Origin of the sequence: Allobranchiibius huperziae, from assembly GCF_013410455.1 — a bacterium.
Lineage (GTDB): Bacteria > Actinomycetota > Actinomycetes > Actinomycetales > Dermatophilaceae > Allobranchiibius > Allobranchiibius huperziae.
In genome coordinates this window covers 1,940,675-1,966,296 of the sequence record NZ_JACCFW010000001.1, presented here as the reverse complement: position 1 = coordinate 1,966,296, position 25,622 = coordinate 1,940,675, and the positions used below count along the sequence as shown (strand labels likewise).

The window sequence follows — 25,622 nt, the reverse complement described above, 5'->3', positions numbered from 1 at the left end:
GTGTCAGCTCTATGGAGGCGACATGAGCGATCCCACCGATAAGACGACCCCGAGCGATGACGACGAGAAAGTCGAGAATCTCGAGGCGCCGGCCGAGCGGAGAAGAGTTTCCCCGGACGCGACCTGTGAGCCCACCTGTGTAGGCGAGTCCTGCAAGAAGACAGTCATTCGTTGAGGAGATGACATGGCAGACTCCGAGCACCCCGAGCGCTCTGAACAACCAGATCGCGACGATGTCGTCGAGGACCTTCAGGCCCCCGCCGAGAAGGCCAACCCGCACATGAGGTGTCAGGCAACCTGCCCGCCCTACACCTGCTTGAACCCCTCGTGCGTGGCGACGGTCATGGAATAGGCGGGCACGACCGCAAACCGATCAATGGCGAACGGCCCCGGCCAGACGTCGTAGCTGCTCCAGCTGTTCAGCACCGGATTGCGCCACCAACGCGACGAGGACCGATCGCGCGTGGTATCTCTCGCAGAGGGCTTCAATCGCTGCGACGCACTGGCCGGGGTCGCCCACCACATTGATCACCATGTAGCCCGCGCTGCGTAGCCGGGAGTGCATCGCCTGCGCATCGTCCTCAGTGCGCCCGCAGATCACGGACACGGTGATGATCGGGCCGTCGGCGGGGTCGGTTCCGAGCCCGGCCAGGTACTCCTCGATGAGCGGTGGACCGATCTCATCGCTCCCCGGGAAGAAGCACATGTAGCCGTACCGAGAGCGGTGCCTGATCGCCTGGGCAATGCTCGACGAGCTGGATCCCAGCACCCACAGTGGCGGAGCCGAGACGCCCCGGGGTGCGGGCTCAAGAGGTCCGAGATCTTCTGACGGATCGAGGAATCTGACGAGATCGGCGACCTTCGTGTCATAGACATCGGCCGCGAGTTCCGTGTCGTGGCCCGAAACCAGCTCCAGACGCACGGCGTCGTCCGCGACGCCCGGGCCGCGGCACACACCTAGTTCGACGCGACCCGGGAACGAGGCGGCAAGGGTGAGGTACACCTCCGCGATCTTCAACGGGCTGTAGTACTGCAGAAGGACGCCTCCTGACCCCACCGCGATCGATGTTGTCTGGGCGGCAATCACGGCGAGGACGACCTCAGGCGCCGCGAGACCAACTTGCGTGTTGTGGTGCTCTGCCACCCAGTACCGCGTCATTCCACGGTCTTCGGCGAGCTCTGCCATCTGTACGGTCAGCGCCACTCGAGCCTCGGGACGGCAATCCTCGAGCGCTTGACCTAGGTCCAAGACTCCCCACGACGTCACGGCGCTCGCCCTGTCTCGACCTCGAACAAAGGCATGGCCGACGTGTCGGGCTTCATCAGGTCGCAGGCCAGGATCGCCAAACCGGTATCACCCTTGTACAACGACAGCGGAGTCGGCGCATCGCTCGCAAGAACGGCGTCTACGGAGGCCTGGTGCGCCTTGTCCACGGCTCGTGCATGCCAGGACGCGTCCCCGGTGCACCGGTACGCGCTGAGCAGAGCGTAGATCTCACCCGCGCACCCACAGCACAGACTCGACACACCCACGGGTGCATCGACGACGCTCCAAGCCGCACTCGTTGCGAGCCGGCGCCAGCGCTCGTCGCCGAGGACCGTGTACGCCAGGGCCCAGAGCATGACGTGTCCGGCTTGACCGTTGCACCAACCCCACCAGGTGTCGGGTCGGTCGAGGGCGCTGAACACGGGCCACGTCGCGCCGCGTCCCAGTCCTTCTGCGCAAGACGCCAGATCCTGCAGTCTCGAGTGAAAATCCTCCGGAAGCGCCCACGACGCGGTGTCGCTCCAGAGCAGACTCGCGTAGAGGATGCCTGCCCACCCGTGCGCCACTCCCAGGTACTCCAGCGACGACAACGGGCCGAGGTCGCGCCACACCTGGTCCAAGAGCGCAGATACGTCGTCCTCCAGTTGCCGGACCTCTGGCCAGGTCGGGTCCGCACCGATCAGCGCCTGGCAGGCACCGAGCACCACCGAGGACCGTCCGAGAGTCGAGTCGGGATTCCGGGTGGGATGGCGGATTCGGTCGCGGTACGTCGCGAGCCAACGTCGGTGGCCCTGAACATCGCCGGTCGCGTGGCTCAGTCGGGCTCCTACGACGGCGAGACCGCTGCCTGTGTGAAAGGGCGAGATCCGTCCGATCATTCCTGGTTCGAGGCCATCGGCATAGAAGGCGTCGGGTCGCCCTTGATCGTGCTGCGCAACATCGAGCCACCACGTGGCCGCTTCCAACAGCTCTGGTTCGGACTGTGCTCGCGCGACGTGGATCAACGCATAGGCGACACCGGCCGCGCCGTAGTTCACCGAGCAAGTCGGTGCCGTGGCGATCGGGTTGGTGGCGGGGTCGAGTGCCGTCGCCTGCGCCCGGAAGTCGGCGAGGTGAGAGGCAAGGAGATCGCCCGAAGGACCGAGAGCCACGTCGCGGGTGCGTGTGGGGGAGGTACTTGTATCCAGGGCGTCCGCGAAGGAGTCCAGCGAGGGATACCTGCGATCCGGATCTAGGTGCAGTGCCCGACGGAGTATCCGATCCAGTGACGGGAGGGATTCGCCCCGGATCTGGGAGATGGTCGGCACCGAACCCTGTAGGACCTGCCGCGCAAGCTCTGTCCGAGACCGGGTCGCCGCGAACGGGGCGTGCCCAGTCACCAGGAGAACCACCAGTGCAGCAACCGAATACTGCTCATCGGCGAAAGTGGGGATGTGTGCGGCGTCCCCGTTCAGCCATCGGCGCGCCGCCGCTGGGTCGGTGAGCTGACCGACGTCTATAGCCGTCTGCGCCATGTCGACGATCGACACCAAGCCATCGCCGTCGACGAGCACATGGCGCGGGTGGATCTGCCCGTGAATGACTCCGCGCTGATGGATACTGGCAAACGCGCGCACGATGTCCGAAGCGAGCGCAACGGCCGCGCGTAGAGAATCCCCACGTGCGTCTCCGGCAGCCAGTCGCACGTCCACGCCCGAGCGCCACTCCAAGGCGAGGTACTCGGCGCCCGCGAAATCACCGTGTCCTAACACCGTCGGCAACGGGCACCCGACAAGTTCAAGAAGGCGGCTGCGCTCGCCGGCAAGGGAGGCCTCATTGCCGTCCGCAGCGAACTTGAGTGCGGCGAGATTCCCGTTCTGGTCGCGTGCGTGAACGATCTCTGTATGTGCGCCGGAGTGAACCCTCCGAAGCACCGTGAAGTCTCCAACGCGGTCACCGCGTTGGAGGTCGACCTTCAAGTTCCCTGCCGTGGGCTACCCCCGGGCTCTTGTAGCGAGCTTCGTGAGCGTCAGCAACGAGAGGTTGCGACCGTGCGATCGAACCACATTGGGGTGCGCCGCCGTCGCCGTTTACCCGACATGCGCGGCGCCGCATAGAAGCCGTATCCGTTCTTCTCATCGCGCTTTCCGCTGCGTGCCTCGACGCGGCAGTTCGGCTATCCAGCGCAGTCGGGCCCAGCAGGTCTCCGTTCTGGCCAGGAAGATGAGGCCGCGGCGACGACGTACGGCGGTGTTCCGCAAGTGGTCGTGGAAACTTCCACCACGATGGTCGGCAGCGCGACACATTCCGTTTGCTGGCGTCTGTCCCGGGCGGAAGGACCCACCATCTTCTGTCCGCCAGCACGTGTTGCGTTGCGCACAACGCGCACGACTCCCAGAGCAAGGTGGACATCGCGGCGCCGCAAGGCGATGCGCAGAAGTCCGTGGCGTAGTTCGCACGGGTGGACTCGAGCCTGCAAGAACGGTCCCGATTTGATTCGAGTCCGTTCACGTCCATGTCTCGTAGGTCTCTGCACTGCAGATGTGAGGATCAAGCATCAGCGGAATCGTCGGAGTGCACTTGATCAGCGGGCCGGACGCCCCTCAAGCTGGTCCTACGCATTCGTCGGGGCCTGATGGCCGAACGAATTCAGCGCGGCCTGCGTGCCGTCGAGTGGCTGGGAACCGCGCTCGGCCGTTACCTTGAGAGCGCAAACCATAGGTGGTCATGTGGCTGCCCCGGACGAGATGTGCGCCGTACCCGGCCCAGTGAAGACGACGCTCCCGAAACCTATGACTCAATTCATTCAGATCATCGGAGCGCTGCTCGTGCTCGCGGGCTTCCTCGCCGCCCAGGCGGACCTGCTCGACCAGCGCTCGTACACCTACCTCATTCCCAACGCCATCGGCTCCGCCGCGATGACCGTCACGGGCGTCCTCACCGCCGAGTGGGGTTTCGTCTTCCTCGAAGCGGTCTGGGCGCTCGTCTCCCTATGGGGCATCACCGAACGGCTGCGGGGCCGCACGCCGCGAGCTGCTCATTGAGTGGGGGGTGATGGCAATGGATCTTGCTCTGCAATTCATCGGCGCGATCGGCATCCTCGTGCCCTTCGCACTACTGCAGATCGGCCGGCTGTCGCAGCACAGCTATGCCTACCTCGCGCTGAACCTGGCCGGCTCCGCGGTCCTCACCGCGGTCGCCTATCTGGATGGTCAATGGGGGTTTCTCATCCTGCAGGCGGTGTGGACACTCGTCGCGGCGTGGGGCATCGCGCGAAGCCTGAGATCGACCTCGGCCAGACGAATCTGACCCACGCTCGGGCCGCGGTGGTGCCGGGTGGTTCGACCGCAGCCCCTGTTCACGCGCGGCCGCGGATCTGTCAGCGCGTCTGCTGCCGCCGAGCGGGCTGGCCGGCAACGGAAGGTGCGCCTCCGATGAAGTCGTCCCAATGTCGTCGTACCGGATACCAGTGGTCATCGAATTCCTGGGTGTGGCGTGACGCGCGCTCCATCCGGTGTGGCCCGTAGAACCACTTCGCCCACGGCGATCGTGGCCGGGCGATTCGTACTGCCGCATACCACGCGAAGGGACCTAGGAAGAGAGAGATCAACGCCGTCGGGATCTTGCCCTTCAGCGCGGTCACCGCCTCGCAGACCAGGTGGATGACCAACACCGTCGTGAGGCCGCCGCGGATGAACCGGGCAGTAGGGCTGAGGCCGGTGACGCCGGTGGGTGACACTCCGACGACTGCGAGGGCGACGCACGCCGCGGTGAGGCTGACCACGGTGACCGAGAGCTGGCCCTCTTGTGACCAGTACACGTCCTGCAGGTGGAAGATCATGGCGAACTCGTCCAGGACGAGCGAGGAGCCGACACCGATGAGCGCGGCGCCGACGTAGGAGCCGGGCGACCGACCGTCCGCCCCGACCTCGGTGAAGGCGCCTGCGACCAGCAGGACCGTGCCCGGAGTGGAGTGGTGCAGGTGAACGCCGCCACTGGCCACGTTGTGGAACGGTCCCTTGCCGGCCCGGATCAGGCGAGTGATCGTGCGGGTCGTGACGAACGTGACCAGGAAGGCTCCCAGAGCCAACACGAGGGGAAGCTTGTGGCCGTGCATGATTTCGTGCGACCACCAGTCCAGCACCATGCGGCAAGGGTAGGACCGTGACGGATCGCGTTCGGCACGTTCGACGACCGGGCCTTGGGCTCTGCGACGCGGTCTCTCCGGCTCTTCCGTGCGGACGAGGAGGTCATCCTCCGCCTTGTCGTGGGAGCGGCTGGTGACGGGTGACCGGTGACGCGGTCTCTCCTAGACTTCAATGACTTGAATGACGTCACTGGACTGACGGAGGGGCTGACGCGATGGGCCACCACAAGCCGAACGAGACGTCCGAAGAGCGGCTGGAACACGATGAGCGCCGTCAGGAGTCACGCGACGAGGTGTTCGAAGACACGGGCGGCGGCGTGGACGACGAGGGTTCCCAGGACGAGCGGCGTAAAGAAGGCGACGACCGCGACTGACGAACCGCGCGACCCTGTCCAGCACCCATCCGGTTGCGCAGGGACCGACCGGCGTACCTGCCGCCAGGTTGCAGTGCCGAGGGTGGTCGGTCTTCCGGTTGGCTTCGCGGGGACCTGCAGTGCACGGAAATTCGTCGAGTCGTCATTGGACCGGGTGTCTTCGTGTCGGCTGCGTCGTCGGATGAACACGAGGTGACTGTGTAATCGGCTTTCTAGCTGCCTACCTGGACTCCGACTTGTCACGATGTGATCGCGATAGATGAGCCGATCTGGGCCCCGATCCGGGTCACCCGCCCATGGTTGACAGGCTCAGCACAGGGCCCCACAGGCCTGTTGCAGACGCAGACCCCACTGTGAGCGGGTAAGCGGGCATTCGCCCGACGCTGTTGAAAGGTAGTTGCATGCTTCGCAGGACCAAGATCATCACCGGCTCGAGCCTGGCCGCGGTCGCCGCGGTGGGTGTGGGGGTTCCGGCCTATGCGTCATCGGCCTCCACGACACAGTCCGGCACCGCCCAGAGCACTCGTCATCACCACCACAAGGGTCACCGGGACAGGCTTCATGAGCTGGGCCTGACTCGTGCCGCCATCGCCAAGGACGCCGGCACCGATGTCGCGGGCCTGAAGGCGGGTCGCAAGGCCGGTGAGTCGCTGGTTCAGATCGCTGCCCGCCATCACGTGTCCCGCGCGACGCTGCTGTCCCGCCTCGACGCGACCGCGGATGCGCGGGTGACCAAGCTGATCAACACCAAGCTTCCCGTGCGCAAGACGGGCAAGCACCCGGCTGCCCACGCGTGGGCCAAGCGCCATGGGCTCGGTGGGGCGTACAAGAACGTGGCCGCGACATTGAAGCTGAGCCCGCAGACACTGTCGGCCGACTTGAAGAAGGGTGAGACGTTGCAGCAGATCGCGACCGCGCAGCACGTCAGTACCGCCACCCTGACCGCCGTCATCGACAAGGACGTGAACGCCGCGATCGCCAAGGCCGCGGACCGCGTCCCGCACTCACACGCTGGCAAACGCACCACATCCTCTTCCTCCGCTACCTCCTGACCGATCGGTGACGCATGGGTCCCGCCGCGCGAACGCTGCGCGGTGGGATCCGTGCTGTGCGGCAGGCAGATCGACACGAGCCGGCGTCGACCCGCGCTTGTGCCGCGCCGTCGGCTGCTGGTGGACGCGTTGGCGAACCGGCGGAGCGTCACGGGCGGCGGAATGGGGCATTCGCGACGAAGTCACTCGTGCCATGAACTGGGCTACCGCGACGCTGCATCGGGTGCGGGTGCCCGCACCCACTACCGTCGACGGGTGAGTGATGTAGCGGACGAGACCCTGGCGGCACGCGAGATGCCGACCTTCGCCGAGCTCGGGTTGCCCGAGAAGGTGCAGGCCGTGCTGCGTGACGTGGGCTACGAGACCCCGTCGGCCGTGCAGGCCGCGACCATTCCGCCGCTGCTCGAGGGCCGTGACGTCGTCGGCGTCGCGCAGACCGGCACCGGCAAGACCGCGGCGTTCGCCCTGCCGATCCTGTCCCGCCTGGACCTCACGCAGAAGGCGCCGCAGGCGCTCGTGCTTGCCCCGACGCGCGAGCTCGCGCTGCAGGTATGTGAGGCCTTCGAGAAGTACGCAGCCCACCTCAAGGGTGTCAAGGTCCTGCCCGTCTACGGCGGCCAGGGGTACGGCGTGCAGCTCTCCGCGCTGCGCCGGGGCGTCCATGTGATCGTCGGCACTCCCGGTCGGATCATGGACCACCTCGACAAGGGCACTCTCGATCTGACCCAGTTGCGCTTCCTGGTGCTCGACGAGGCCGACGAGATGCTCAAGATGGGCTTCGCCGAGGATGTCGAGACGATCCTGGCAGACACTCCCAGGGACAAGAACGTCGCGCTGTTCTCGGCCACGATGCCGGCTCAGATCCGCCGGCTGTCGAAGAAGTACCTCAACGACCCTGTCGAGATCACCGTCAAGGGCAAGACGTCCACGGCGGCCAACATCACCCAGCGCTACCTCACGGTGAGCTATCCGCAGAAGGTCGACGCTCTGACGCGGATCCTCGAGGTCGAGAACTTCGAGGGCATGATCGTGTTCGTCCGCACCAAGAACGAGACCGAGACCCTGGCCGAGAAGCTGCGGGCCCGGGGATTCTCGGCCACGGCGATCAACGGCGACGTGGCCCAGAACGTCCGGGAGCGGACCGTGAACCAGCTCAAGTCCGGCGCCCTGGACATCCTGGTGGCCACCGATGTAGCGGCCCGCGGCCTCGACGTGGAACGGATCAGCCACGTGGTGAACTACGACATCCCGACCGACACCGAGTCCTACGTGCACCGCATCGGGCGCACTGGCCGGGCCGGGCGCAGCGGCGACGCGATCTCGTTCATCACTCCGCGGGAGAGGTACCTGCTCAAGCACATCGAGAAGGCCACCCGCCAGCCGTTGACCCAGATGTCCTGGCCCAGCGTCGAGGACGTCAACACCACGCGTCTGGCTCGCTTCGACGACCAGATCACCGAGGCGCTGCAGGCGAGGGATCGCATCGAGGGGTTCCGAGAGATCGTGGCCCACTACGTCCGCGAGCACGACGTGCCCGAGGTCGACGTGGCCGCCGCGCTGGCCGTGGTGGCCCAGGGCGAGGAGCCGCTGCTGCTCGACCCGCTCGCCGAGAAGTCGCGGCGCGCGGAGGGCCCCGCCCGTGAAGAGCGACCCGACCGCGGCGGAAGCAAGTCCAGCCGGGGCGATCGGGGCGACCGGCCCGAGCGCGGCGCCAAGCACGAACGGCGGGCCCGGTCCGGCCACACGACGTTCGCGAGCTACCGGATCAACGTCGGCAAGCGGCACAAGGTGGAGCCGCGCCAGATCGTCGGCGCCATCGCCAACGAGGGCGGCCTCAGCCACAGCGACTTCGGCAACATCTCCATCCGGCCCAACTTCTCGCTCGTCGAGCTGCCGGCCGACTTGCCCCCCGAGGTCTGGGACAAGCTGCGCACCACCCGCATCTCGGGCAGGCTGATCGACCTGGCCGAGGACGACGGCACAAAGGGCTCCGCGGAGTCCTTCCAGGACCGGCCGACTCGCAGGCCCCGCCACAAGGGCTGACCGGGCCTGCATCACCGGCGCATCGGCTCCGACGGGGTCGGTGCGCCGGACCGGCAAATCTCACCAGTCTCGCGTGGGATCGACGCGCGCTCGCCTCCAACTGCAGGGCGACGGACTGTTGACCGCCGACACGATCGCCCAGATCTACTGCGAGCTGGCAGGCGCGCTGCCCCCGGCCTGAGCCCACGTTCCGCAACGCGGCGGCATGGGTCACTCTGAGTGTTAGGACGTGGTGGGCCACGAAACCACCGCCACCCGCCTAAACGAGGCGGGTGGCGATCCCTGGGTAGGTGAGCACCAGGCCCGCCGCGTCGTAGGTCAACTCGCAGGAGAAGTCGAATGACGGAGCGGCGTAGGAGTATCGCTGGGCGCTGGGGTCGTGAGTGCGTGCGTACTGCTGCTCGAGGCGATGGACGCTGAGGTCGTGGGCTCTGACGTACGCGGCTGGTGCCTGGCTGCTGGCACCTGGGGGCAGGGCGAGTCGGTGCACGGGAAGGGTGTTGGTGAGCGCCGATGACTCGAGGTCCAGATCGAAGCACCCCTCCAGCCCGGGTTGGATCACCCCGTCGACGAACCAACGTCCTTCGCCGTCACTGTCCAGCACCAGCGAGCGGTGGCCGCCTTCGGAGCGACCGGTGATCTCGGCATGGCGGGTGCGCCACTGCGTGTCGACCGCGATGCGGTAGCTCACGAGCCACGGGCTCGCGTCCTCGACGGCGGTCGTACACCCCGCCAATACGTAGCCTTCAGTGCTGGATTCGAAGAACGCGACCTCGAGCGCGGTGCGGGTGTATCGGTGGGACCAGGCGGCGCTGCGGGGGAGCGGAAGGAAAGCCATGACGGACTCCGGCTCTATTCCTGAGTGGCACACGCACGGCGACCACGTGGCGGGGGAGAGGTGCCCTAGTCTTGCCGGTGACCCACGATGTGCGGGCCGATTCGGCAGCACGGACGCGGTCCTCGCCGCCCGGACGTCGCGCCCCAGAGCGCTTCTTGTCGTGGCTGTGTCCGGGTCGCACGGGACGAGCGCAGGATCCCGACATCGTGCGCGTCCTGATGCACGCGAGGTGGACCCGCCGCGCGGACTTGCGCCCCGACACCTTCGGACGCCGGCGAGGCTGCGCTCCCCGGGCGGGACACGCTGCCACGCGGCGGCTAGTTGCTGGCCTCGCCGTAGTTGAACGTCGTCGTGCACCCGCCGTCCACGGTGACGATCGACCCGGTCATGAACGACGCGGAGTCGGAGGCCAGGAAGACGGCAAGGTTGGCCACCTCGCTGGGCTGGGCCTGACGTCCCAGCGGTTGCATGCCGGCGGCCTTCTCCCTGATGGCCGTGGCCGCGTCGAACTCCTCAGGTGACAACTGTGGGCCGCGCCGCCCGAGCCCGGTGTCGATGTATCCCGGGCAGATGGCATTGAACCGCAGGCCGTCGTGACCGTAGTCGACGGCGAGCTGACGGGTCAGATTGATGATCGCCGCCTTGGACGCGCAGTACGCGGCGGCGTTCGGTGCGCCGATGAGTCCGTACGTCGATGCGGTGTTGACCACGCACCCGCTGCCCTGCTCGAGGAAGTGGTGCAGGGCGTACTTGGTGCAGAGAAAGGTGCCCCGCAGGTTGACGTCGATCACGCGGTCGAAGTCCGCCGGCTCGATCTCGTGCAGCCGGAGCTTGCCCCCACCGACGCCGGCGTTGTTGACCAGGATGTCGAGGGATCCGAAGCGCTCCACCGTCGTACGGACCAACGCCTGCGCCTGGTCCGCATCGGAGACGTCCGCGGCGGTGAAGGCGGCCTCGCCGCCGTTATCGATGATCTCCCGCACGGTGCGTTCGCCGTCGTCGACCAGCACGTCCGACACCATCACCCGTGCGCCCGCGGCACCGAGAGCGGTCGCGATGGCCCGACCGATCCCGTTGCCGGAGCCGGTGACGATCGCGGTCTTGTGCTGCAGGTTCTCGGTCATCGTGTCTCCTCGTTGCGGTCTGTTCGCGAGTCCGGCCTCCCCGGCCGGCTGGTGGTCACTGACGTGGCGGGTTGGTGTTGTGGGCCCTGGTGTGACCCACCGCCTGGGCCTCCCACTTGCGCATCCGACGGATGCCCTGTCCCCCCATCCGGGACATCACGGACTCCACGATGGTCTCGACCAGCGCGAGCAGCCCGACGAACGTGTCGAAGGGCACGGCTTCGACTTCCGCGGTGAGGACGACGTCGGCGACCGCTGCGACCGGTGACATCCATCGATCGGTGATCAGGATGACGTCCAGTCCGGCGGCCTTGACCTGCTGGGCGAGTTCGAGGGACGCCGGCTCGTATCGGCGTAGATCGAAAAGCACCAGGACAGAACGCCTTCGGGCATCCAGGATGAGCCCTGCGTCGTGGCGGAGTGGATCGTCGACGTACACGACGTCGCCGCGCACCTGGGAGAGCTGCAGGGCGAGGACCTGGGCGATGGAGCGGGAGAAGAACCCGCCGGTGATGAGGATCTGTTTGGTGCAACCGGTGATCAGGCCGATGGCCGAGTCCAGTTCGGACGGGGGCAGCCTGCGCGCGGTCGCGGTGACGGCATCGGCACGTCGCTGCATCGCTTCCGCGAACGGCGTGGGCCCGTGTGGATCATGGCTCTGCGCGATCGTGCGCTGCACCGGGCTGCTGGCCCCGCTGGAGACCTCGGAGCGCAGCGCCCGCTGCATGTCGCTGAACCCGGTGAAGCCCAGACGTGTGGCGAGGCGCACGACGGTCGGCGCGCTCACCCCGGCCTCCGCGGCGAGGCTGTGGCTGGTGCCGAGTCCGCACGCCGGATAGTCGGCCAGGAGTCGCCTGGCGACGCGTCGTTCGGCGTCGCTCAGCCCGTCCATCATCTGGTGCACCCGCGCGTCGACCGTGGACGACGCCGAGGGTTCCGTTGGCATACAAGGGCCTCCACTCTCGATCGCATGACCGGGACGGGTCACGACGGTGCGTAACAGATGTAACCAGACCACACAAAATCAGAGATCAAGACACATCCGTAATAACGTTTGCGTAACGACCTGCTCACCCTCCTGGTACCAGGGGAGCAGCGTCCGTACGTTCGACACAACGACCCGCGGGGCACTGGCGCCGCGGGTCTCGGGTCGTCCGACATCGAGGAGTAGGCCATGAGACGCAAGGTTCTGAGTCTGACCACCGTGGGTGCTCTCGCGATGGGCAGCGTTGCGCTGAGCGCATGTTCGGGTGGTGCCTCCGGCGGCACCTCTGGGACGAACGCCGACGTGGGGACCCCCGTCCAGGGCGGGAACCTGGTCGTCGCACGTGCCCAGGACGCCAAGTCCATGAACAACATCCTGACCTTCGACAACACGTCGATCTTCACCTTCGAGCAGATGCTGCAGCCCCTGTTCACCGTCACCCCCGACGGCAAGGGCACGACCCCTCTGCTGGCGAAGGGATACACGATCTCCGCCGACAAGATGACCTACACGATCCAGCTCAAGCCGGGCATCAAGTTCTCCACCGGCACGGAGATGACCTCGGCCGACGTGAAGTTCTCCATCGACCAGGACACCAAGTACGCGTCCACGGGCTGGGGCTACATCAACAGCTCCATCAAGCAGGTCTCGGCCCCCAGCAAGTACGTGGTCGTGGTGACGCTGAAGCACCCGTGGGCACCCCTGATCGCCGACCTCGCGCTCTTCTCCAACGCCGTGGTGCCGAACAACTACGGCGGCAAGACGATGGACGCCTTCTACCAGGCGCCGGTGGGCACGGGGCCGTTCAAGTGGGGGGAGTGGAAGCGCGGGCAGTACCTGAAGCTGCTCGCCAACCCCAACTACTGGCAGAAGGGCTACCCCCACCTGCAGTCCGTGACCTTCAACGTCGTGCCCGACTCCAACACGCGCAAGCTGCAGGTGCAGGGCGGGCAGGCCGACGTCGACGAGTACCCGGACTGGTCGACGTTCCAGTCGGTGGGCTCCCCGACGGTCTCCGCCACGGCGTTCCCCTCGACCGAGCTGGACTACGTCGCGTTCAACGAGGCCAAGAAGCCGTTCCAGGACATCCACGTACGCCGCGCGATCTCGGCGATGATCGATCGCCAGGCCATCGTGAAGGCGGTCCTCTTCAACCACGGGACCGCGGCGAACTCGCTGCTGATGCCCGGTGTGCCGTTCTACCAGAAGAGCACACCCGGGATCATGAAGGACGCAGCCCTCGCGAAGAGCGAACTCGCCCAGTCCTCAGTGCCGAACGGTTTTAGTACGACGCTGCTGATCCCGTCCGGTGATGCCTCGAAGATGACCACCGCGCAGATCATCCAGAGCGACCTGAAGCCCTACAACATCAACGTCACCATCAAGCAGCTGGACCCCACCGCGAACCACAACGCCCAGCAGAACATGCAGTACGAGATGGGTCTGTCCGCGTGGACGATGGACATTCCGGACCCCGATGAGTGGACCAGCTTCGCGGTGGACCCCGCCGGTGGCGCGAAGTCGGCCTACACCAACTATTCGAGCCCGACCGCCATCAAACTCAACCGCGAGGCGGAGCAGACGGTGGACCCGACCAAGCGAGCCGCGCTCTACAACCAGCTGCAGGACGTGACTGCGCACGATGCCCCGCTGGCGTACCTGTATTACGCGCCGTTCGCGTATGGGGTCTCCAAGAAGGTGCACAGGTTCGAGGTGACACCGCTCGGCAACTACCCCCTCGCCGACGTGTGGAAGAGCAAGTAATCGCCCCCGGCCTCCGTCGAATGAGAGAAGGGCTGATCTCATGCTAGGGCGACTCAAGTTCGTGCCCATGCGCATCGTGCAGGCGGTGCCGGTGGCCTTCGGGGTGACCGTCGTGGTCTTCCTGCTCGTGCATCTCATTCCGGGTAATCCGGCCGAATCCATTCTGGGTGCCCAGGCGACACCCGCCAGGGTCGCGGCGCTCAGCAAGCAGATGGGTCTGGACGAGTCACTGCCGCAGCAGTACCTGCACTTCCTCGACAACATCGCGCACGGGAATCTGGGGCAGAGCTACACCTACCAGACCTCGGTCCTGAGTCTGGTCCTGCAGCGGGTGCCGGTGACCTTGCTGCTGGTCCTCTACTCCGTGGTGCTGATGCTGATCATCAGCGTCCCACTGTCGGCATGGGCTGCCAGCCGCCCCGGCGGAGCCCGCGACCATGCCGTGCGGGTGGTGCCGCTCGTGGGGCTCGGTATGCCCCAGTTCTGGGTGGGAGTGATGCTGCTGCTGGTCTTCGCGGTCGGGTTCAAGTGGTTCCCGGTGGGTGGCTACGGGCAGACGTTCTCCCAACACCTCTGGTATCTCTTCCTGCCCGCGTTGACGCTGGCCATCTCGGTGTCACCGGTGATCATCCGCAGCCTGCGGTCCTCGATGCTCAACGTGCTGGAGAGCGACTATGTGGCGACAGCACGGTCCAAAGGCGCGGGTGGCTGGTCGCTGTTCTCAGGCCACGTCCTGCGGAACGCGGTGATCCCCGCCGTCAGCATCGTCGGGGTGAACGTCGGTTACCTCGTGGGCGGCACGCTCGTCATCGAGCAGGTGTTCGCGATTCCCGGACTGGGATCGTTGCTGATCGGGTCGATCCAGGCGCGCGACTTCCCGTCGGTGCAGGCTGTGGCCCTGTTCGTCGCGGTGTTCGTCGTGGCGGTGGGTGTGCTCACCGACATCGTCTACACGCTCCTTGATCCACGCGTCGATCTCACCCGTCGGGGTGACGTATGAGCGCCGTCGCCACGCTGCGTCGGTCACGCCGCGGCGGGCAGCCGGCGTCGCGTCGGCTGCGTCCCTGGTATGAGAACCGCTCGCTCGTCGCCGGGTTGATCATCGTCGGGATCATGGTGCTACTCGCCGTCCTGGCCCCGCTCATCTCGCCGGACAACCCGCTGCACCAGAACCTCGACCAGGCGCTCCAGGGGCCCAGCGGCTCGCATTGGCTCGGGACGGACAAACTCGGTCGCGACGTCCTCTCCCGACTGCTGTACGGCGCACGCGTCGACCTCAAGATCGGCTTCCTCGCGGTCCTCATCCCCTTCGTGGTGGGGTCCGTGCTCGGCGCGATCGCCGGCTACTACGGGGGCTGGGTCGACATCATCATCATGCGCGTGGTCGACGTCTTCTACGCCTTCCCGCTGTATCTGCTGGTGATCGCCCTCGTCTTCGTCATGGGGTCCGGCGAGCGCAGCATCTATCTCGCGATCGCCCTGGTCTCGTGGGTCTCCTACTGCAAGATCGTGCGCGGTGAGGTGATCGTTGCGAGGCGCCAGGAGTACGTGCAGGCCGCCCGCCTCGGCGGCCTGAAAAATCTGCGGGTGCTGGCTCGGCACGTCGGCCCGAACGTGGTGAGCCAGGCCATCACCTACGCCATGTCCGACATCATCATGGACATCATGGTGATCGTGACCCTGGGCTATCTGGGCCTGGGCATCACGCCACCGACCGCCGAATGGGGATCGATGATCTCCGATGCGCAGGAATTCATCACCACCTTGTGGTGGATGGCAGTGCTGCCCGGTGTCGCCGTCGTGATCACGGGGCTCGGACTGTCCCTGATCGGCGATGGCCTGGGTGACCTGATGTCCCCGGAGCGGAGAAGATAGTGCCGACCGACACACCGTCGACGCCGGTGCTGAGCGTGCAGCACCTGAGCCTCGGTATCCGCCGAAGTGAAGGCCACTGGGATCCCCTGGTGCGCGACGTGTCCTTCGAGGTCCCTGCCGGTGTGCGGTACGGCCTGGTGGGGGAGTCGGGGTCGGGCAAGTCGATGACCTTGAAGGCCATCGCCGGCCTGCTGCCCCGGGGCGTGGAGGTCATGGAGGGGCAGGCCTGGCTGGGCGGCGAGGATCTGCTGTCGATGCCGGCGGCCAGACGCCGGCAGATCATGGGCCCGAGGCTGTCGATGATCTTCCAGGAGCCGATGACCGCGTTGAACCCCACCATGCGGGTCGGCGCGCAGATCGCGGAGGGACCGCGTCGTCACCTGGGACTGTCGAAGAAGGCGGCGATGGACCTGGCCGTGCAGATGATCGCGCGTACCGGGATCCCCGACCCCGTACGGCGGGCCAGGGCCTTTCCGCACGAGCTGTCCGGGGGTCTGCGCCAGCGGGTCATGATCGCGATGGCGCTGTCGTGCCAGCCGACGTTGGTGCTCTGCGACGAGCCCACCACCGCGCTGGACGTGACCGTGCAGGACCAGGTGCTGCGGCTGCTCGCCACGCTGTGCGAGGACATGGGCAGCGCGCTGGTGTTCGTCACCCACGACCTGGCCGTCATCAGCCAGACATGCAGCCGCCTGAGCGTGATGTACGGCGGGCAGATCATGGAGGAGGGCAGCGTCCGCGATGTGTATCGCGCGCCCCTGCATCCCTACACCGAGGCCCTCTTCGAATCCGCACCGGACTTCGATGACCCGGCGAGGATGCTCAAGCCCATCCCGGGACTGCCACCGTCGTTGACCCATCCGCTCCCGGGGTGCGCATTCGCTCCCCGCTGCCGCCACGCCGTCGAGGCGTGCACGACGAGTGCCAAGCAGCTCGCCCCGGTGGCGGGCGGCAGGCTCTCGGCCTGCGACCGCGTCCACGAGATCTTCGAGGTCAACGCATGAGCATCAACTCGGGCGTGAACGAGGCGCTCCGCGTCGAGGACGTCACCAAGCAGTACGGCAGCCGCAGGAACATCCTGCGGGCCCTGGACGGAGTGTCCCTGGAGCTGCAGCGCGGGGAGATCCTGGGGCTGGTGGGGGAGTCCGGCTCCGGCAAGTCGACGCTGGCGAAGATCATCGCGGGAGGGACCCGTCAGACCTCCGGACGAGTGCTGTCCGACGGGTCGGAGATAGGGATACGTCGCAACGCCGGCGAGCACCGACGGATCCAGATGGTGTTCCAGGACCCCTACTCATCCCTCAACCCCCGGCTGACCGTCCGCTCGACGCTGGCGGAGGTGCTCCGGGTCCACAAGATCGTGCCGCGGGACCAGATCGACAAGGAAGTGTCCCGCCTGATGGGCCTGGTGGGTCTGGACGACAGTGCGCTCGATGCGTATCCGGGTCAGTTCTCCGGTGGGCAGCGGCAGCGCATCGCGATCGCCCGGGCTCTGGCGGTGCGACCGGAGGTGCTGGTCGCCGACGAGCCGGTCTCGGCCCTCGACGTCTCGGTGCAGGCCACCATCCTCGATCTGTTCCGATCGCTGCGCACCGAGCTGGGGCTGTCCGTCCTCTTCATCGCGCACAACCTGGCGGTCGTGCAGCATCTGGTGGACCGGATCGCGGTGATGTACCTGGGCCGGATCGTCGAGGTCGCGCCGGTGCAGGCCCTGTTCGCCGACCCGCAACACCCGTACACCAAGGCGCTCATCGCCTCCGTCCCCCGGATGCGACCCGTCGATCTGGAGCGTGCGCCGGCCATCGAGGGCGAACCGCCCAGTCCGATCCATCTGCCCGAGGGCTGCAGGTTCAACCCGCGGTGCGCGCACGCGCAGTCTTCGTGTCTCGACACGGACCCGGCGCTGCAGCCGGCCGGCGCACCCGACCATCTGGCCGCATGCCTGTTCGCCGGAGCGTTGCAACCCCGGTCCATCGCAGCAACGAAGGAGTCTGCATGAAGGTTTACATCTCGTTCGATTTCGAGGGCGTCGCCGGGATCGTGGACTGGGAGCAGTGCCGCGAGGGCGGCGCGGCGTACGCCCTGGGCTGCGAACTGATGCTCGGTGAGGTCAACGCGGCGATCGACGGCGCCGTCGAGGGCGGCGCGGACGAGATCGTGGTGAACGACTCGCACTCGACCATGCGCAACCTGGATCCGAGCGCGCTCGCCCACGAGGTGATGTACGTCTCCGGCCGGCACAAGCAGCACTACATGATGCAGCAGCTGGACGATTCCTTCGACGTCATCTTCTTCGTCGGCTACCACGGGTCGATCTCCGGTGCAGCCTCGACGCTTTCGCACACCTACAACCCCGAGGTCTTCTCCGCCGCCCGGGTGAACGGCGTGGAGGTGGGGGAGAGCGGGATCAACGCTCTCGTCGCCGACCATTACTCGGTGCCGATCGGGTTGGTCACCGGTGACGATGCGACCCAGCAGCAGACGGCGCCGTTCGCGCGCAATGCGGTCCGGGTCGTCACGAAGTACTCCGACTCCCGGTTCAGCGCGAAGAATCTGCACCCGACAGCGTCCCGGAGGCTGATCCGAGCGGGTGCCCTGGAGGCGGTGCAGCGCGCGTCATCCGGACGCCTGGCGCGGGTGGATCTCACCCACCCCGTCCAGCTCGACCTCGACGTCCAGACCGGCGACATGGCCGAGGTCGGGAGTTGGGTCAAGGGCGCGGAGCGCATCGGCACCCGGACGATCCGCATCGAGTCGGACGATTCCCTGGCGGCCTTCGAATCGTTCGTCGCCGTCAACTACATCACCCGCCAAGCCGGCGGGCGCTGACAGCCGTGGACGGGATGAACATCCTCTATTCGCGGCAGCCTTCGGCACGCGGCGAGATCCGCCCGGTGCTGCTCATCCACGGTGGAGCCGGGCCGCGCACCACCGAGCTGGCACTGCAGGCCGCCCAGGACTATCGACGCGGACTGCAGGATGCCCTCGACTCCGGCCGCAGCGCCCTGGTGGCCGGTCAGAGTGCATTGGACGCGGTGTGCGCGGCCGTCATGGTCCTGGAGGACAACCCTCTCTTCAACGCCGGGCGGGGGGCATCCTTGACCCGCGAGGGGACGGCCGAACTGGACGCCGCCGTCATGGACGGGGATGGTCGGGCCGGAGCCGTCGCCGTCAGCCGGTACGCGCGCAATCCGGTGCTCGCCGCCCGCGCGGTACTCGAGCGCACCGACCACGTACTGCTCGTGAGTCCCACCGCGGAGCTCGCTGCCGGATGGTACCTGGCGACGGTCGAGCCGGACTACTTCGTCACGGCCCACCGACAGAAGCAGCTGGACGAGGTCCTGCAGCGGGAGATCGCGCCGTCGAAGTCCGGCACCGTGGGTGCCGTCGCGATCGACGCCTCCGGAGGCGTCGCGTGCGCGACCTCGACCGGCGGGATGGTCGCGCAGGCCGTCGGCCGCGTCGGCGACACCGCGCTCATCGGCGCGGGGTCCTTCGCGAGCTCCAAGTCGATCGCCGTCTCCTGCACCGGCGAGGGCGAGGCCTTCATCCAAGGCGTCGTCGGCCACGACATCGCCGCGCGGGTGCGCTACGGAGGGGCGACGTTGGAGGGGTCCACGCGCGCCACCTACGACGAGGAGCTGGCAGGCCGTGGCGCGACGGGCGGCACCATCGCGCTCACGCCGCAGGGCGAAGCGCTGATCGCGCACAACAGCAACGCGATGTTCGCCGGTCACTGGGACGGCGACGGCGACCACAGCGCGGTGTACGCCTAGCCGCGTCTGCATCGGCGTGAGCAGTGCCGGTCGGATCGGTCCGGCGGCACTGCTCGCAGCACTCGCACTGTTTCTGAGGAGAGTCCAGTGGCATCGTTCGACACACGCTCGGCCGTGGTGACCGGGACGGCGCAGGGGATCGGACGAGCGATCGCGGACGCGCTGTCCGGGGCCGGAGCCCAGGTGCACCGGGTGGACCGCGAACAGGTCGACCTGGCTGATGCGTCCGTCGCGACCGACTACCTGCGCGGACTGGGTGACGTCGACATCGTCGTGCACTCCGCAGGCGGGGTGTGCGGTCAGACCCACACCCCGATCGAGCAGGTCACCGACGAAGCCTGGGACGCCGTCGTCGACGCCAACCTGCGGACGGCGTTCAACGTGGTCCGAGCGGTGACACCGGGGATGAAACGGCGGTCCTTCGGGCGCATCGTCACGATCTCGTCCGGTGCCGGGCGCAGCGTCAGCCTGACGGGCGTGCAGGCCTACACGTCCGCGAAGGCGGGGCTCATCGGCCTGACGCGGCAACTCGCCTGGGAACTGGGTCCTCACGGCATCACGGCCAACTGCATCGCACCGGGCTTCGTGCTCTCCAACCCCACGACCCAGAAGCAGTGGGACAGCTACGGATCCGACGGGCAGACGGCGCTGCTCGCGCGCATCGCGACCCGCAGGACGGGGCGGGCGGAGGACATCGCCCGCGGCGTCCTCTTCTTCGCCGACCCCGACGCCGGATGGGTCAGCGGACAGACCCTGTCGATCGACGGCGGTCACTCGCTCTTCTGACCGACCCGGCCGCCGAGCGGGCATTCGTGGACCGCGACCTCATCACCTGACCCGAGGAGAACGAATGGACCTGCTCATCAACGGATGCCGACTCAACGTCGAGGATCTGGGGCCGAGGGACGCACCACTCGTCATCGCCCACCACGGCGGGGGAGGGATCGGCTCCCTCGCCGAACCCCGGGACACCTTCGGTCCGCTGGCCGATGAGTACCGCGTCATCGTCTTCGACGCACGCGGCTGCGGCGTCAGCGAGGCCGTGGCGCCGTACTCCCATGCGCAGTGGGCAGCCGATGTCGACGCGCTGCGTCGGTGGGCCGGTGTCGAGAGGGTCACCGTCGCCGGCGGTTCGTACGGCGGCTTCATCGCTCTGGAGTACGCGCTGGCCTACCCCGAGCACGTCGAGGCCGTCATGCTGCGCGACACGTCCGCGGACGGATCGAACCTGAAGCTCGCCTTCGAGAACGCCCGTAACCAGGACCGCATCGAGATCGACTGGGACAACTTCAACCGGTACTGGAGCGGCCGCATCCGCGACGACGCCGACCTCAAGCAGTGCTGGAGCGAGATGATCGGGCTCTACGATCACGAGTACGACCCGGCCCGGTCGGCCGAGGCGGTCGAGAACGGTCACTACCGGCACGAGGCCCACAACTGGTGCTTCCAGCACAACTGGGGCAGCTACGACCTCAAGGACCGCCTCCCCACCATCGAGGTCCCGGTGCTCGTCACCGTCGGCCGCCACGACTGGGTCACCCCCGTGAGCTCCTCCGAGACCATCGCCGCCCTGGTGCCGCACTCGGAGCTCGTGGTCTTCGAGGAATCGGGTCACTCCCCGCAGACCGAGGAACGCGCGCGCTTCCAGGGTGTCATCCGCGACTTCATGCACCGCCATGTCCCTGCCCGGCCCGTCCCTTCGGTGTCGAGCGCGGGGTGAGGGGCGACCGCGAGGTGCTCGAGGCGTGTCATGGCCCGGGGCTCGAGCACGACGGCGTCCAGTCCGAGGCGAGCCATCCCGAGCACCGTCAGCTCGAGGCCGTCGCCACCGCCGGTGACTGGACCAGGCAGCTCTCCGCCGGGCGCCGTGAATGTCGGCGCGGACATCGTCATCCAACGCACCGAGGACGTGGTGCACCTGAGCCACGGCTTCCACGACCTATGGCGAGCACCGAGACTCCGGCGAAGGAGGTGCTGCCCTTCATGCCCGCCTGACCTCCCGGCACGCGGCGCGGCCGGACCCCCTCCATCGGGTGTCCGGCCGCTTCGTTGCATACCGGGCCGCACCACTGCGCATCACCGGGGACGACGGAAGTCGGCTCGAATCAGGTCGCCTGTCGAGGACCCGCGGTCAACTCCCGTCGAGGGGGCGCTTGACCGCGAGGACGGGGCAGTTCGCGTCCAGCAGCACCTGCTGCGAGGTGCTGCCCGCGATCAGCTTGCCAACGGGGGACCGGCGGCGGATGCCGATGACGATGAGATCCGCGGCGATGTCGGACGCGGCCTTCAGAATCTCGTCCGCGGGTGTCCTGGCCTGCGCGGGCTGACGCATCTCGTGGGTGAGGCCGAGCGACGTGAGCTTCTGATCGACGGCGTCCCAGTCCGCCGCCTCGGAGAAGCTGGGGTCGGCGTCGCTGCCACGGGTGCCGCAGTTGAGGACGACGAGTCGTCCTTCGCCGAGCTTGGCCATGGTGACGGCGTGGTCGATGGCCGCCAGACCTTCTGGGCTGGGGATGTATCCGACAACGATGTTCACGTGCGCTCCTTGATAGCGAGGTGGAAGGGGTGTGGCGGGCCGGGGACCCGAGCGGTCGACGCATGACGGCCGACGGCATCGTTGTCCCGGGTGGTCAGGTCGCCTCGTCGCGAGTGGCCTGGGCGAAGCTGCGCGGAGTGAAATGCCCCTCGCGCAGGGCGTGCTCGATCTGTTCCAGGGAGCGGCCGGTGAGCTCCGGCATCCTCACGAAGACGAAGATCCATGCCGCGACGTTGAAGAGGGCGTAGAGCCACATCGTCTGCCCGACGCCGACGGCGTCGATGATGGTGAGCACGGTGAGTGTGATGGCCAGGTTGGTCGTCCAGAGCACCGCCGCCTGCAGGCTCGATCCTGCGCCGCGCACCGCGAGCGGGTAGATCTCCGACTCGGTCAGCCAGCCCATCAGCTGCAAGCCGCCGGCGTTGAAGAACATGAAGACGATCAGGCAGGTGATGATGAACGGGATGTCGTGCCGCCCGCTGTGACCGGTCACGAAGAGCAGGCCGAGCACGAAGAGTGCAGCCGCGGTGCCCGGCACCATGATGAGGGTGAGCCGTCGTCGGCCGACACGGTCGATGATGTTGAGGCCGACCAGCATCATCACGAGGTAGGTGCTCGCCAGTCCGACACTCACGCGTAGCGCGGTGCTGGTCGAGAATCCCGCATCCGTGAGGATGGTCGGCGCGTAGTAGATGATCATCTCGATGCCGCTCAACTGCGTGAACATCGCGATGCCGCAGCCCACGATGATGGCGGGCCGCACCCATGCCTGCCGCAGCCCGGACCATCCGCGCTGACTGGCCTTGACATCGAGCTCCTCGGTGACGTTCTGGGTGATCTCGCCGATCTCCCCGTCCAGTGATGCACCTCGAGGACGCATGAGCGACAACGACCTTCGGGCATCGTCCGCTCGGTCCTGCGCCACCAGCCAACGGGGACTCTCCGGCAGGCGCAGCACGGTGAGCAGCAGGATCGTCGCCGGCACGACGGCGAGTCCGATGGAGACGCGCCAGCTGAGGCTCTGTGTCGCGCCGACGATGGTCGAGACGAGGATGCCGGTGCCGATGCCGACCTGGAAGGTGAGCACCAGCTGACCGCGGCGCGCGGGCGGGGCGAGTTCGGCGACGTACATCGGCACGGTCTGGGTGGCGCCGCCGACGGCGAAGCCGAGGATGACACGCGAGACGCACAGCAGGGGCGCACTCGGGGACAGGGCGCACGCGAGAGCACCGACGATGAAGATGCACGCCAGCATGAGGATGGTGCCGCGTCGGCCGCGCTGCTCCGAGAGTCGACTGCAGGCGAGTGCGCCGAGGACCGCTCCGAAGAGGATGCTGCCGGCGATCACCTGCTCGGAGCTGTGGCCGGTGTTGAAGTCCTTGCGGATCTGCAGCAGCGCGGCGGAGATGATGCCGGTGTCGTAGCCGTAGAGGAACGAGGAGATCGCCGATGCGATGGCCGCGAGCCACAGCGCCGGCGTGAAATGCCCACGCGCCTCTTCGCCGGTCGCGGTGTCCTGCTCGCTCACGGTCACGGTGCGTCCTCTATTCGTTTCGCGCGTCTCGCCAGGCTAGACCCGTGGGGCGCCCGAGGTGTGCATCCGCAGCCGCGTCCGCGGCGCGGTCACCGCGCGACGTACACCGTGTTGGCCGAGTGGCCACCGGTGAGGAAGTTCGCGAAGGTGACGACGTGCGCCTCCGAGGAGTCGAAGACCCCGTCCAGCAACGTGATGAAGTCATCGTCCGGCGGGTCGTCGGACCAGAGGGCGAAGACACCGTCCGGTTTCAGATGCCCCTTGAGCCGGCGCAACCCGTCGAGGCTGTAGAAGGCCGCATGGTCGGGGTGCAACACGTGGCGCGGCGTGTGGTCGATGTCGAGCAGTACGGCGTCGAACCGGCGGCCGGCAGCGTCCGGGTCGAAGCCGTCGTCGGAGGCGGCCATGGCGAAGAAGTCCGCCAACACCAGCCGGGTCCGCGGGTCGTCCACGAGGTCGTCGGCTCCCGGCAGCAGCTTTCGTTCGTGCCAGTCGATGACCTCGGCCAACGCATCGACGACGATCATCGAGCGCACTCGGGGATCTTCCAACGCGGCCCGTGCGGTGCAGCCGAGGCCGAGGCCGCCGACGACGACGTCCAGGTCGCTGCCCCGGGTCTGCGCGAGGCCGAGCCTGGCGAGCTCGATCTCCGCGACGGTGAACAGGCTCGACATGAGGAACTCGTCGTCGAGCTTCACCTCGTAGACGTCGACGTCGAGCGTGGGCTCCCGGCGGCGACGCAGGCTGATGGTGCCGCGCGGAGTCTCGCTGTAGGCGAGCTCCTGCAACCGTGCGCTCATCCGGGTCAACTCCCTCACCGCCGTCACCTGCCGCGGCGGACCTGCCACGCCGCCAACGTACCCGCCGGCCGGGGGAGTGCTGCAGGGCGCAATCGGTGGAGCGCTGCGGCGCCTCGGGGTTCAGTCGAGGAACTGGTCGAGCAACGTCACCAGCGCATCCGGCTGATCGAGCGGGATGATGTGTCCGCGCTTCGGGACCAGGGCGCCGCGCAGATCGTCCGCGATCGGTGTCAGTTGCCGGTGCAGGGCATCACCCACCGGCTGAGCGCCGATCGCGAGCGTGGGCACCCGCAGCCTGGCACCCGCGACGGCGTCAGCGATCTGCGCGGCGGTCTGTGGCATCGCCCGGTAGATCTCGAAGGCGCAGCGCAGCGATTCGCGACCGGAGTACGAAGCGACGAACGCGTCACGCACCTCTGCATCGATCCCGGATCCGTCGAACGTGCCTGTCCGGTAGAAGAAGTCGAGGTAGTCGTCCTCATGTCCTTCGAGCACCACCTCCGCAAGGCCCGGCACCTGATGGAAGCCGAACCACCACGGAGGGCCGGCGCGGAAGAAGTCCTCCGCTCCCGGAAGCACCCCGAGCGTCGACTCCATCAGGACGAGGCGGCGGACCCGATCCGGTTCACGCAGGGCCAGCAGGAACGCCGGTGGCACCCCCGCGTCGATCGCCACGATGTCCGTCGAGGTGGATCCGAGCCGATCGAGCAGCAGGCCCAGGTCGGTCGACAGACTGTCCGCGTCGTACCCGTCCGCCGCGCGGGTGCTGCCACCGGTCCCGCGCAGGTCGGGCGCGATCACTCGGCGCCGCTGGATCAGTCGGTCCGCCACGCGCGACCAGAGGAGCCTGGTATGCGGGAAGCCATGGACGAGCAGGACGTCTGGGCCGACTCCGTCGACGAAGGTCTCCATGGTGATGTCGCCGGTGTCGACGCTCAGGGCGCTCTCGATCACTGCTCTGCCTCCCGGTCACCGATCGTCCCCGTCGAAGCTAGGCACCCCGAGGTCGTTTGGGAAGGCGGTGCCCCGGATCAGCCGACGGTGATCTCTTCGACGTCGAGCTCGTGGTGGTCCGCGCACTCGACGACGACCCGCACGGGTTCTCCGCAGTCGGCGTGCCAGAACTGGCGGCCCATCGTGCCCGGGGCGTGCTTGACGCCCCACTGCCCGAGGGAGAGGACGGCGGGCATGAGATCGCGCCCGCTGTCGGTGAGCGTGTAACCGTGCCGGGTGCGCTGGCCCGGTTCCTGGTACGGCTCGCGCGCCAGGAGGCCGGCGATCACGAGAGCACGGAGGCGGGAGGCGACGACCGCTTCGGTCAGCCCGGTACGGCCGACGAAATCGTCGAACTTGAACGTCCCGAAGAGCGCCTCGCGCATCAACAGGATCGCGGACCGCGTACCCACGACCTGCATCGTGCGGTCGATGGGGCAGCGGTCACCCGGTGAGGTGCGGCTGCGGCGCCTCATGACGCCGGAAAGGGCGAAAGCCATGTCTCCATCCTAGCCTGGCTTGTGATTTGCATAGT

26 protein-coding genes and 1 riboswitch are annotated in these 25,622 nt (G+C 67.4%); of the genes, 15 read left to right on the top strand and 11 right to left on the bottom strand.

Features of this window, described 5'->3' with window-relative positions; translation table 11 throughout:
• Positions 1 to 22 precede the first annotated feature (22 nt).
• On the top strand, positions 23 to 175 hold the full coding sequence (locus HNR15_RS09305) for a hypothetical protein (protein WP_179481125.1): 153 nt from the start codon (positions 23 to 25) through the stop codon (positions 173 to 175).
• A gap of 198 nt (positions 176 to 373) precedes the next feature.
• Here the strand turns inward: HNR15_RS09305 and HNR15_RS09300 are convergent, their stop codons facing one another.
• Together HNR15_RS09300 and HNR15_RS09295 are read right to left on the bottom strand one after the other, a co-directional pair.
• Positions 374 to 1,267, bottom strand: a complete 894-nt coding sequence (locus HNR15_RS09300; protein WP_179481123.1) for an MsnO8 family LLM class oxidoreductase — start codon at positions 1,265 to 1,267, stop codon at positions 374 to 376.
• The gene (locus HNR15_RS09295) at positions 1,264 to 3,225 is read right to left on the bottom strand and encodes a lanthionine synthetase LanC family protein (protein ID WP_179481121.1); all 1,962 of its coding nucleotides are present in this window, start codon (positions 3,223 to 3,225) and stop codon (positions 1,264 to 1,266) included. Before HNR15_RS09295 ends, HNR15_RS09300 begins: the two co-directional genes overlap by 4 nt.
• Positions 3,226 to 3,963: 738 nt before the next feature.
• Positions 3,964 to 4,030: riboswitch (guanidine-III (ykkC-III) riboswitch) on the top strand.
• Positions 4,031 to 4,038: 8 nt separating this feature from the next.
• Here HNR15_RS09295 and HNR15_RS09290 point away from each other — a divergent pair.
• Positions 4,039 to 4,290, top strand: coding sequence for a CBU_0592 family membrane protein (locus HNR15_RS09290; RefSeq protein WP_179481119.1), 252 nt, complete (start codon positions 4,039 to 4,041; stop codon positions 4,288 to 4,290).
• Positions 4,291 to 4,306: 16 nt separating this feature from the next.
• The gene (locus HNR15_RS09285) at positions 4,307 to 4,555 is read left to right on the top strand and encodes a CBU_0592 family membrane protein (protein ID WP_179481117.1); all 249 of its coding nucleotides are present in this window, start codon (positions 4,307 to 4,309) and stop codon (positions 4,553 to 4,555) included.
• A 70-nt stretch (positions 4,556 to 4,625) separates the two neighbouring features.
• On the opposite strand, the gene HNR15_RS09280 is transcribed toward HNR15_RS09285, so the two are convergent.
• Positions 4,626 to 5,393, bottom strand: a complete 768-nt coding sequence (locus tag HNR15_RS09280) for a hypothetical protein (RefSeq protein ID WP_179481115.1) — start codon at positions 5,391 to 5,393, stop codon at positions 4,626 to 4,628.
• Between the two features lie 215 nt (positions 5,394 to 5,608).
• Here HNR15_RS09280 and HNR15_RS09275 point away from each other — a divergent pair, with 215 nt between their 5' ends.
• The 3 genes from HNR15_RS09275 (at position 5,609) to HNR15_RS09265 (ending at position 8,862) form a co-directional block, all read left to right on the top strand.
• Positions 5,609 to 5,767 carry a hypothetical protein gene (locus HNR15_RS09275; protein WP_179481113.1) on the top strand — a complete coding sequence of 53 codons (159 nt, stop codon included), beginning with the start codon at positions 5,609 to 5,611 and terminating at the stop codon, positions 5,765 to 5,767.
• A gap of 401 nt (positions 5,768 to 6,168) precedes the next feature.
• The gene (locus tag HNR15_RS09270) at positions 6,169 to 6,819 is read left to right on the top strand and encodes a LysM peptidoglycan-binding domain-containing protein (RefSeq protein WP_179481111.1); all 651 of its coding nucleotides are present in this window, start codon (positions 6,169 to 6,171) and stop codon (positions 6,817 to 6,819) included.
• A gap of 294 nt (positions 6,820 to 7,113) precedes the next feature.
• A complete protein-coding gene (locus HNR15_RS09265; protein WP_179483687.1) occupies positions 7,114 to 8,862 on the top strand; it encodes a DEAD/DEAH box helicase in 1,749 nt (582 codons plus the stop codon).
• A 259-nt stretch (positions 8,863 to 9,121) separates the two neighbouring features.
• Here HNR15_RS09265 and HNR15_RS09260 read toward each other — a convergent pair whose 3' ends face one another.
• The 3 genes from HNR15_RS09260 to HNR15_RS09250 form a co-directional block, all read right to left on the bottom strand.
• Entirely contained in the window at positions 9,122 to 9,700 is a 579-nt protein-coding gene (locus HNR15_RS09260) for a putative glycolipid-binding domain-containing protein (protein WP_179481108.1), read from the bottom strand.
• A gap of 317 nt (positions 9,701 to 10,017) precedes the next feature.
• Positions 10,018 to 10,824 carry an SDR family NAD(P)-dependent oxidoreductase gene (locus HNR15_RS09255; protein ID WP_179481106.1) on the bottom strand — a complete coding sequence of 269 codons (807 nt, stop codon included), beginning with the start codon at positions 10,822 to 10,824 and terminating at the stop codon, positions 10,018 to 10,020.
• Positions 10,825 to 10,879: 55 nt separating this feature from the next.
• Positions 10,880 to 11,770, bottom strand: coding sequence for a MurR/RpiR family transcriptional regulator (locus tag HNR15_RS09250; RefSeq protein WP_179481104.1), 891 nt, complete (start codon positions 11,768 to 11,770; stop codon positions 10,880 to 10,882).
• 228 nt (positions 11,771 to 11,998) lie between these two features.
• Here HNR15_RS09250 and HNR15_RS09245 point away from each other — a divergent pair, with 228 nt between their 5' ends.
• The 9 genes from HNR15_RS09245 to HNR15_RS09205 all read left to right on the top strand — a co-directional run bounded on the left by HNR15_RS09245 (position 11,999) and on the right by HNR15_RS09205 (position 20,944).
• Positions 11,999 to 13,573, top strand: coding sequence for an ABC transporter substrate-binding protein (locus HNR15_RS09245; protein WP_179481102.1), 1,575 nt, complete (start codon positions 11,999 to 12,001; stop codon positions 13,571 to 13,573).
• A gap of 40 nt (positions 13,574 to 13,613) precedes the next feature.
• A complete protein-coding gene (locus HNR15_RS09240; RefSeq protein ID WP_179481100.1) occupies positions 13,614 to 14,573 on the top strand; it encodes an ABC transporter permease in 960 nt (319 codons plus the stop codon).
• A complete protein-coding gene (locus HNR15_RS09235) occupies positions 14,570 to 15,448 on the top strand; it encodes an ABC transporter permease (protein ID WP_179481098.1) in 879 nt (292 codons plus the stop codon). The genes HNR15_RS09240 and HNR15_RS09235 overlap by 4 nt, the downstream gene beginning before the upstream one ends.
• A complete protein-coding gene (locus HNR15_RS09230; protein ID WP_218883638.1) occupies positions 15,448 to 16,452 on the top strand; it encodes an oligopeptide/dipeptide ABC transporter ATP-binding protein in 1,005 nt (334 codons plus the stop codon). The genes HNR15_RS09235 and HNR15_RS09230 overlap by 1 nt, the downstream gene beginning before the upstream one ends.
• Positions 16,449 to 17,447: an ABC transporter ATP-binding protein gene (locus tag HNR15_RS09225; protein WP_179481096.1), complete on the top strand. Its 999-nt coding sequence runs from the start codon at positions 16,449 to 16,451 to the stop codon at positions 17,445 to 17,447. The genes HNR15_RS09230 and HNR15_RS09225 overlap by 4 nt, the downstream gene beginning before the upstream one ends.
• Positions 17,444 to 18,277, top strand: a complete 834-nt coding sequence (locus HNR15_RS09220) for a M55 family metallopeptidase (RefSeq protein WP_179481094.1) — start codon at positions 17,444 to 17,446, stop codon at positions 18,275 to 18,277. The genes HNR15_RS09225 and HNR15_RS09220 overlap by 4 nt, the downstream gene beginning before the upstream one ends.
• 14 nt (positions 18,278 to 18,291) lie before the next feature.
• Positions 18,292 to 19,224 (top strand): isoaspartyl peptidase/L-asparaginase family protein, encoded by a 933-nt coding sequence (locus HNR15_RS09215; RefSeq protein WP_179481092.1) that lies wholly within the window; start codon positions 18,292 to 18,294, stop codon positions 19,222 to 19,224.
• Between the two features lie 87 nt (positions 19,225 to 19,311).
• The gene (locus HNR15_RS09210; protein ID WP_179481090.1) at positions 19,312 to 20,010 is read left to right on the top strand and encodes an SDR family oxidoreductase; all 699 of its coding nucleotides are present in this window, start codon (positions 19,312 to 19,314) and stop codon (positions 20,008 to 20,010) included.
• Between the two features lie 64 nt (positions 20,011 to 20,074).
• Positions 20,075 to 20,944, top strand: coding sequence for an alpha/beta fold hydrolase (locus tag HNR15_RS09205; protein ID WP_179481088.1), 870 nt, complete (start codon positions 20,075 to 20,077; stop codon positions 20,942 to 20,944).
• Positions 20,945 to 21,355: 411 nt separating this feature from the next.
• Here HNR15_RS09205 and HNR15_RS09200 read toward each other — a convergent pair whose 3' ends face one another.
• From HNR15_RS09200 to HNR15_RS09180, 5 genes are all read right to left on the bottom strand, one after another.
• Complete coding sequence (locus HNR15_RS09200) at positions 21,356 to 21,760, bottom strand: universal stress protein (protein WP_179481086.1); 405 nt, start codon at positions 21,758 to 21,760, stop codon at positions 21,356 to 21,358.
• Between the two features lie 94 nt (positions 21,761 to 21,854).
• Positions 21,855 to 23,294 carry a sugar porter family MFS transporter gene (locus HNR15_RS09195; protein ID WP_179481084.1) on the bottom strand — a complete coding sequence of 480 codons (1,440 nt, stop codon included), beginning with the start codon at positions 23,292 to 23,294 and terminating at the stop codon, positions 21,855 to 21,857.
• 89 nt (positions 23,295 to 23,383) lie between these two features.
• The gene (locus HNR15_RS09190) at positions 23,384 to 24,142 is read right to left on the bottom strand and encodes a spermidine synthase family protein (protein WP_343048483.1); all 759 of its coding nucleotides are present in this window, start codon (positions 24,140 to 24,142) and stop codon (positions 23,384 to 23,386) included.
• 72 nt (positions 24,143 to 24,214) lie between these two features.
• A complete protein-coding gene (locus HNR15_RS09185) occupies positions 24,215 to 25,048 on the bottom strand; it encodes an alpha/beta fold hydrolase (protein WP_218883637.1) in 834 nt (277 codons plus the stop codon).
• A 77-nt stretch (positions 25,049 to 25,125) separates the two neighbouring features.
• Complete coding sequence (locus tag HNR15_RS09180) at positions 25,126 to 25,587, bottom strand: winged helix-turn-helix transcriptional regulator (protein ID WP_218883635.1); 462 nt, start codon at positions 25,585 to 25,587, stop codon at positions 25,126 to 25,128.
• Positions 25,588 to 25,622: the final 35 nt, after the last annotated feature.

Bases quoted from the DNA above. Each gene is read 5' to 3' on its own strand.
- HNR15_RS09245 (WP_179481102.1), top strand. From the start codon at position 11,999: ATGAGACGCAAGGTTCTGAGTCTGACCACCGTGGGTGCTCTCGCGATG.
- HNR15_RS09285 (WP_179481117.1), top strand. From the start codon at position 4,307: ATGGATCTTGCTCTGCAATTCATCGGCGCGATCGGCATCCTCGTGCCC.
- HNR15_RS09260 (WP_179481108.1), bottom strand. From the start codon at position 9,700: ATGGCTTTCCTTCCGCTCCCCCGCAGCGCCGCCTGGTCCCACCGATAC.
- HNR15_RS09250 (WP_179481104.1), bottom strand. From the start codon at position 11,770: ATGCCAACGGAACCCTCGGCGTCGTCCACGGTCGACGCGCGGGTGCAC.
- HNR15_RS09240 (WP_179481100.1), top strand. From the start codon at position 13,614: ATGCTAGGGCGACTCAAGTTCGTGCCCATGCGCATCGTGCAGGCGGTG.
- HNR15_RS09275 (WP_179481113.1), top strand. From the start codon at position 5,609: ATGGGCCACCACAAGCCGAACGAGACGTCCGAAGAGCGGCTGGAACAC.
- HNR15_RS09255 (WP_179481106.1), bottom strand. From the start codon at position 10,824: ATGACCGAGAACCTGCAGCACAAGACCGCGATCGTCACCGGCTCCGGC.
- HNR15_RS09235 (WP_179481098.1), top strand. From the start codon at position 14,570: ATGAGCGCCGTCGCCACGCTGCGTCGGTCACGCCGCGGCGGGCAGCCG.
- HNR15_RS09180 (WP_218883635.1), bottom strand. From the start codon at position 25,587: ATGGCTTTCGCCCTTTCCGGCGTCATGAGGCGCCGCAGCCGCACCTCA.
- HNR15_RS09225 (WP_179481096.1), top strand. From the start codon at position 16,449: ATGAGCATCAACTCGGGCGTGAACGAGGCGCTCCGCGTCGAGGACGTC.
- HNR15_RS09215 (WP_179481092.1), top strand. From the start codon at position 18,292: ATGAACATCCTCTATTCGCGGCAGCCTTCGGCACGCGGCGAGATCCGC.
- HNR15_RS09270 (WP_179481111.1), top strand. From the start codon at position 6,169: ATGCTTCGCAGGACCAAGATCATCACCGGCTCGAGCCTGGCCGCGGTC.
- HNR15_RS09205 (WP_179481088.1), top strand. From the start codon at position 20,075: ATGGACCTGCTCATCAACGGATGCCGACTCAACGTCGAGGATCTGGGG.
- HNR15_RS09220 (WP_179481094.1), top strand. From the start codon at position 17,444: ATGAAGGTTTACATCTCGTTCGATTTCGAGGGCGTCGCCGGGATCGTG.
- HNR15_RS09305 (WP_179481125.1), top strand. From the start codon at position 23: ATGAGCGATCCCACCGATAAGACGACCCCGAGCGATGACGACGAGAAA.
- HNR15_RS09290 (WP_179481119.1), top strand. From the start codon at position 4,039: ATGACTCAATTCATTCAGATCATCGGAGCGCTGCTCGTGCTCGCGGGC.
- HNR15_RS09265 (WP_179483687.1), top strand. From the start codon at position 7,114: ATGCCGACCTTCGCCGAGCTCGGGTTGCCCGAGAAGGTGCAGGCCGTG.
- HNR15_RS09280 (WP_179481115.1), bottom strand. From the start codon at position 5,393: ATGGTGCTGGACTGGTGGTCGCACGAAATCATGCACGGCCACAAGCTT.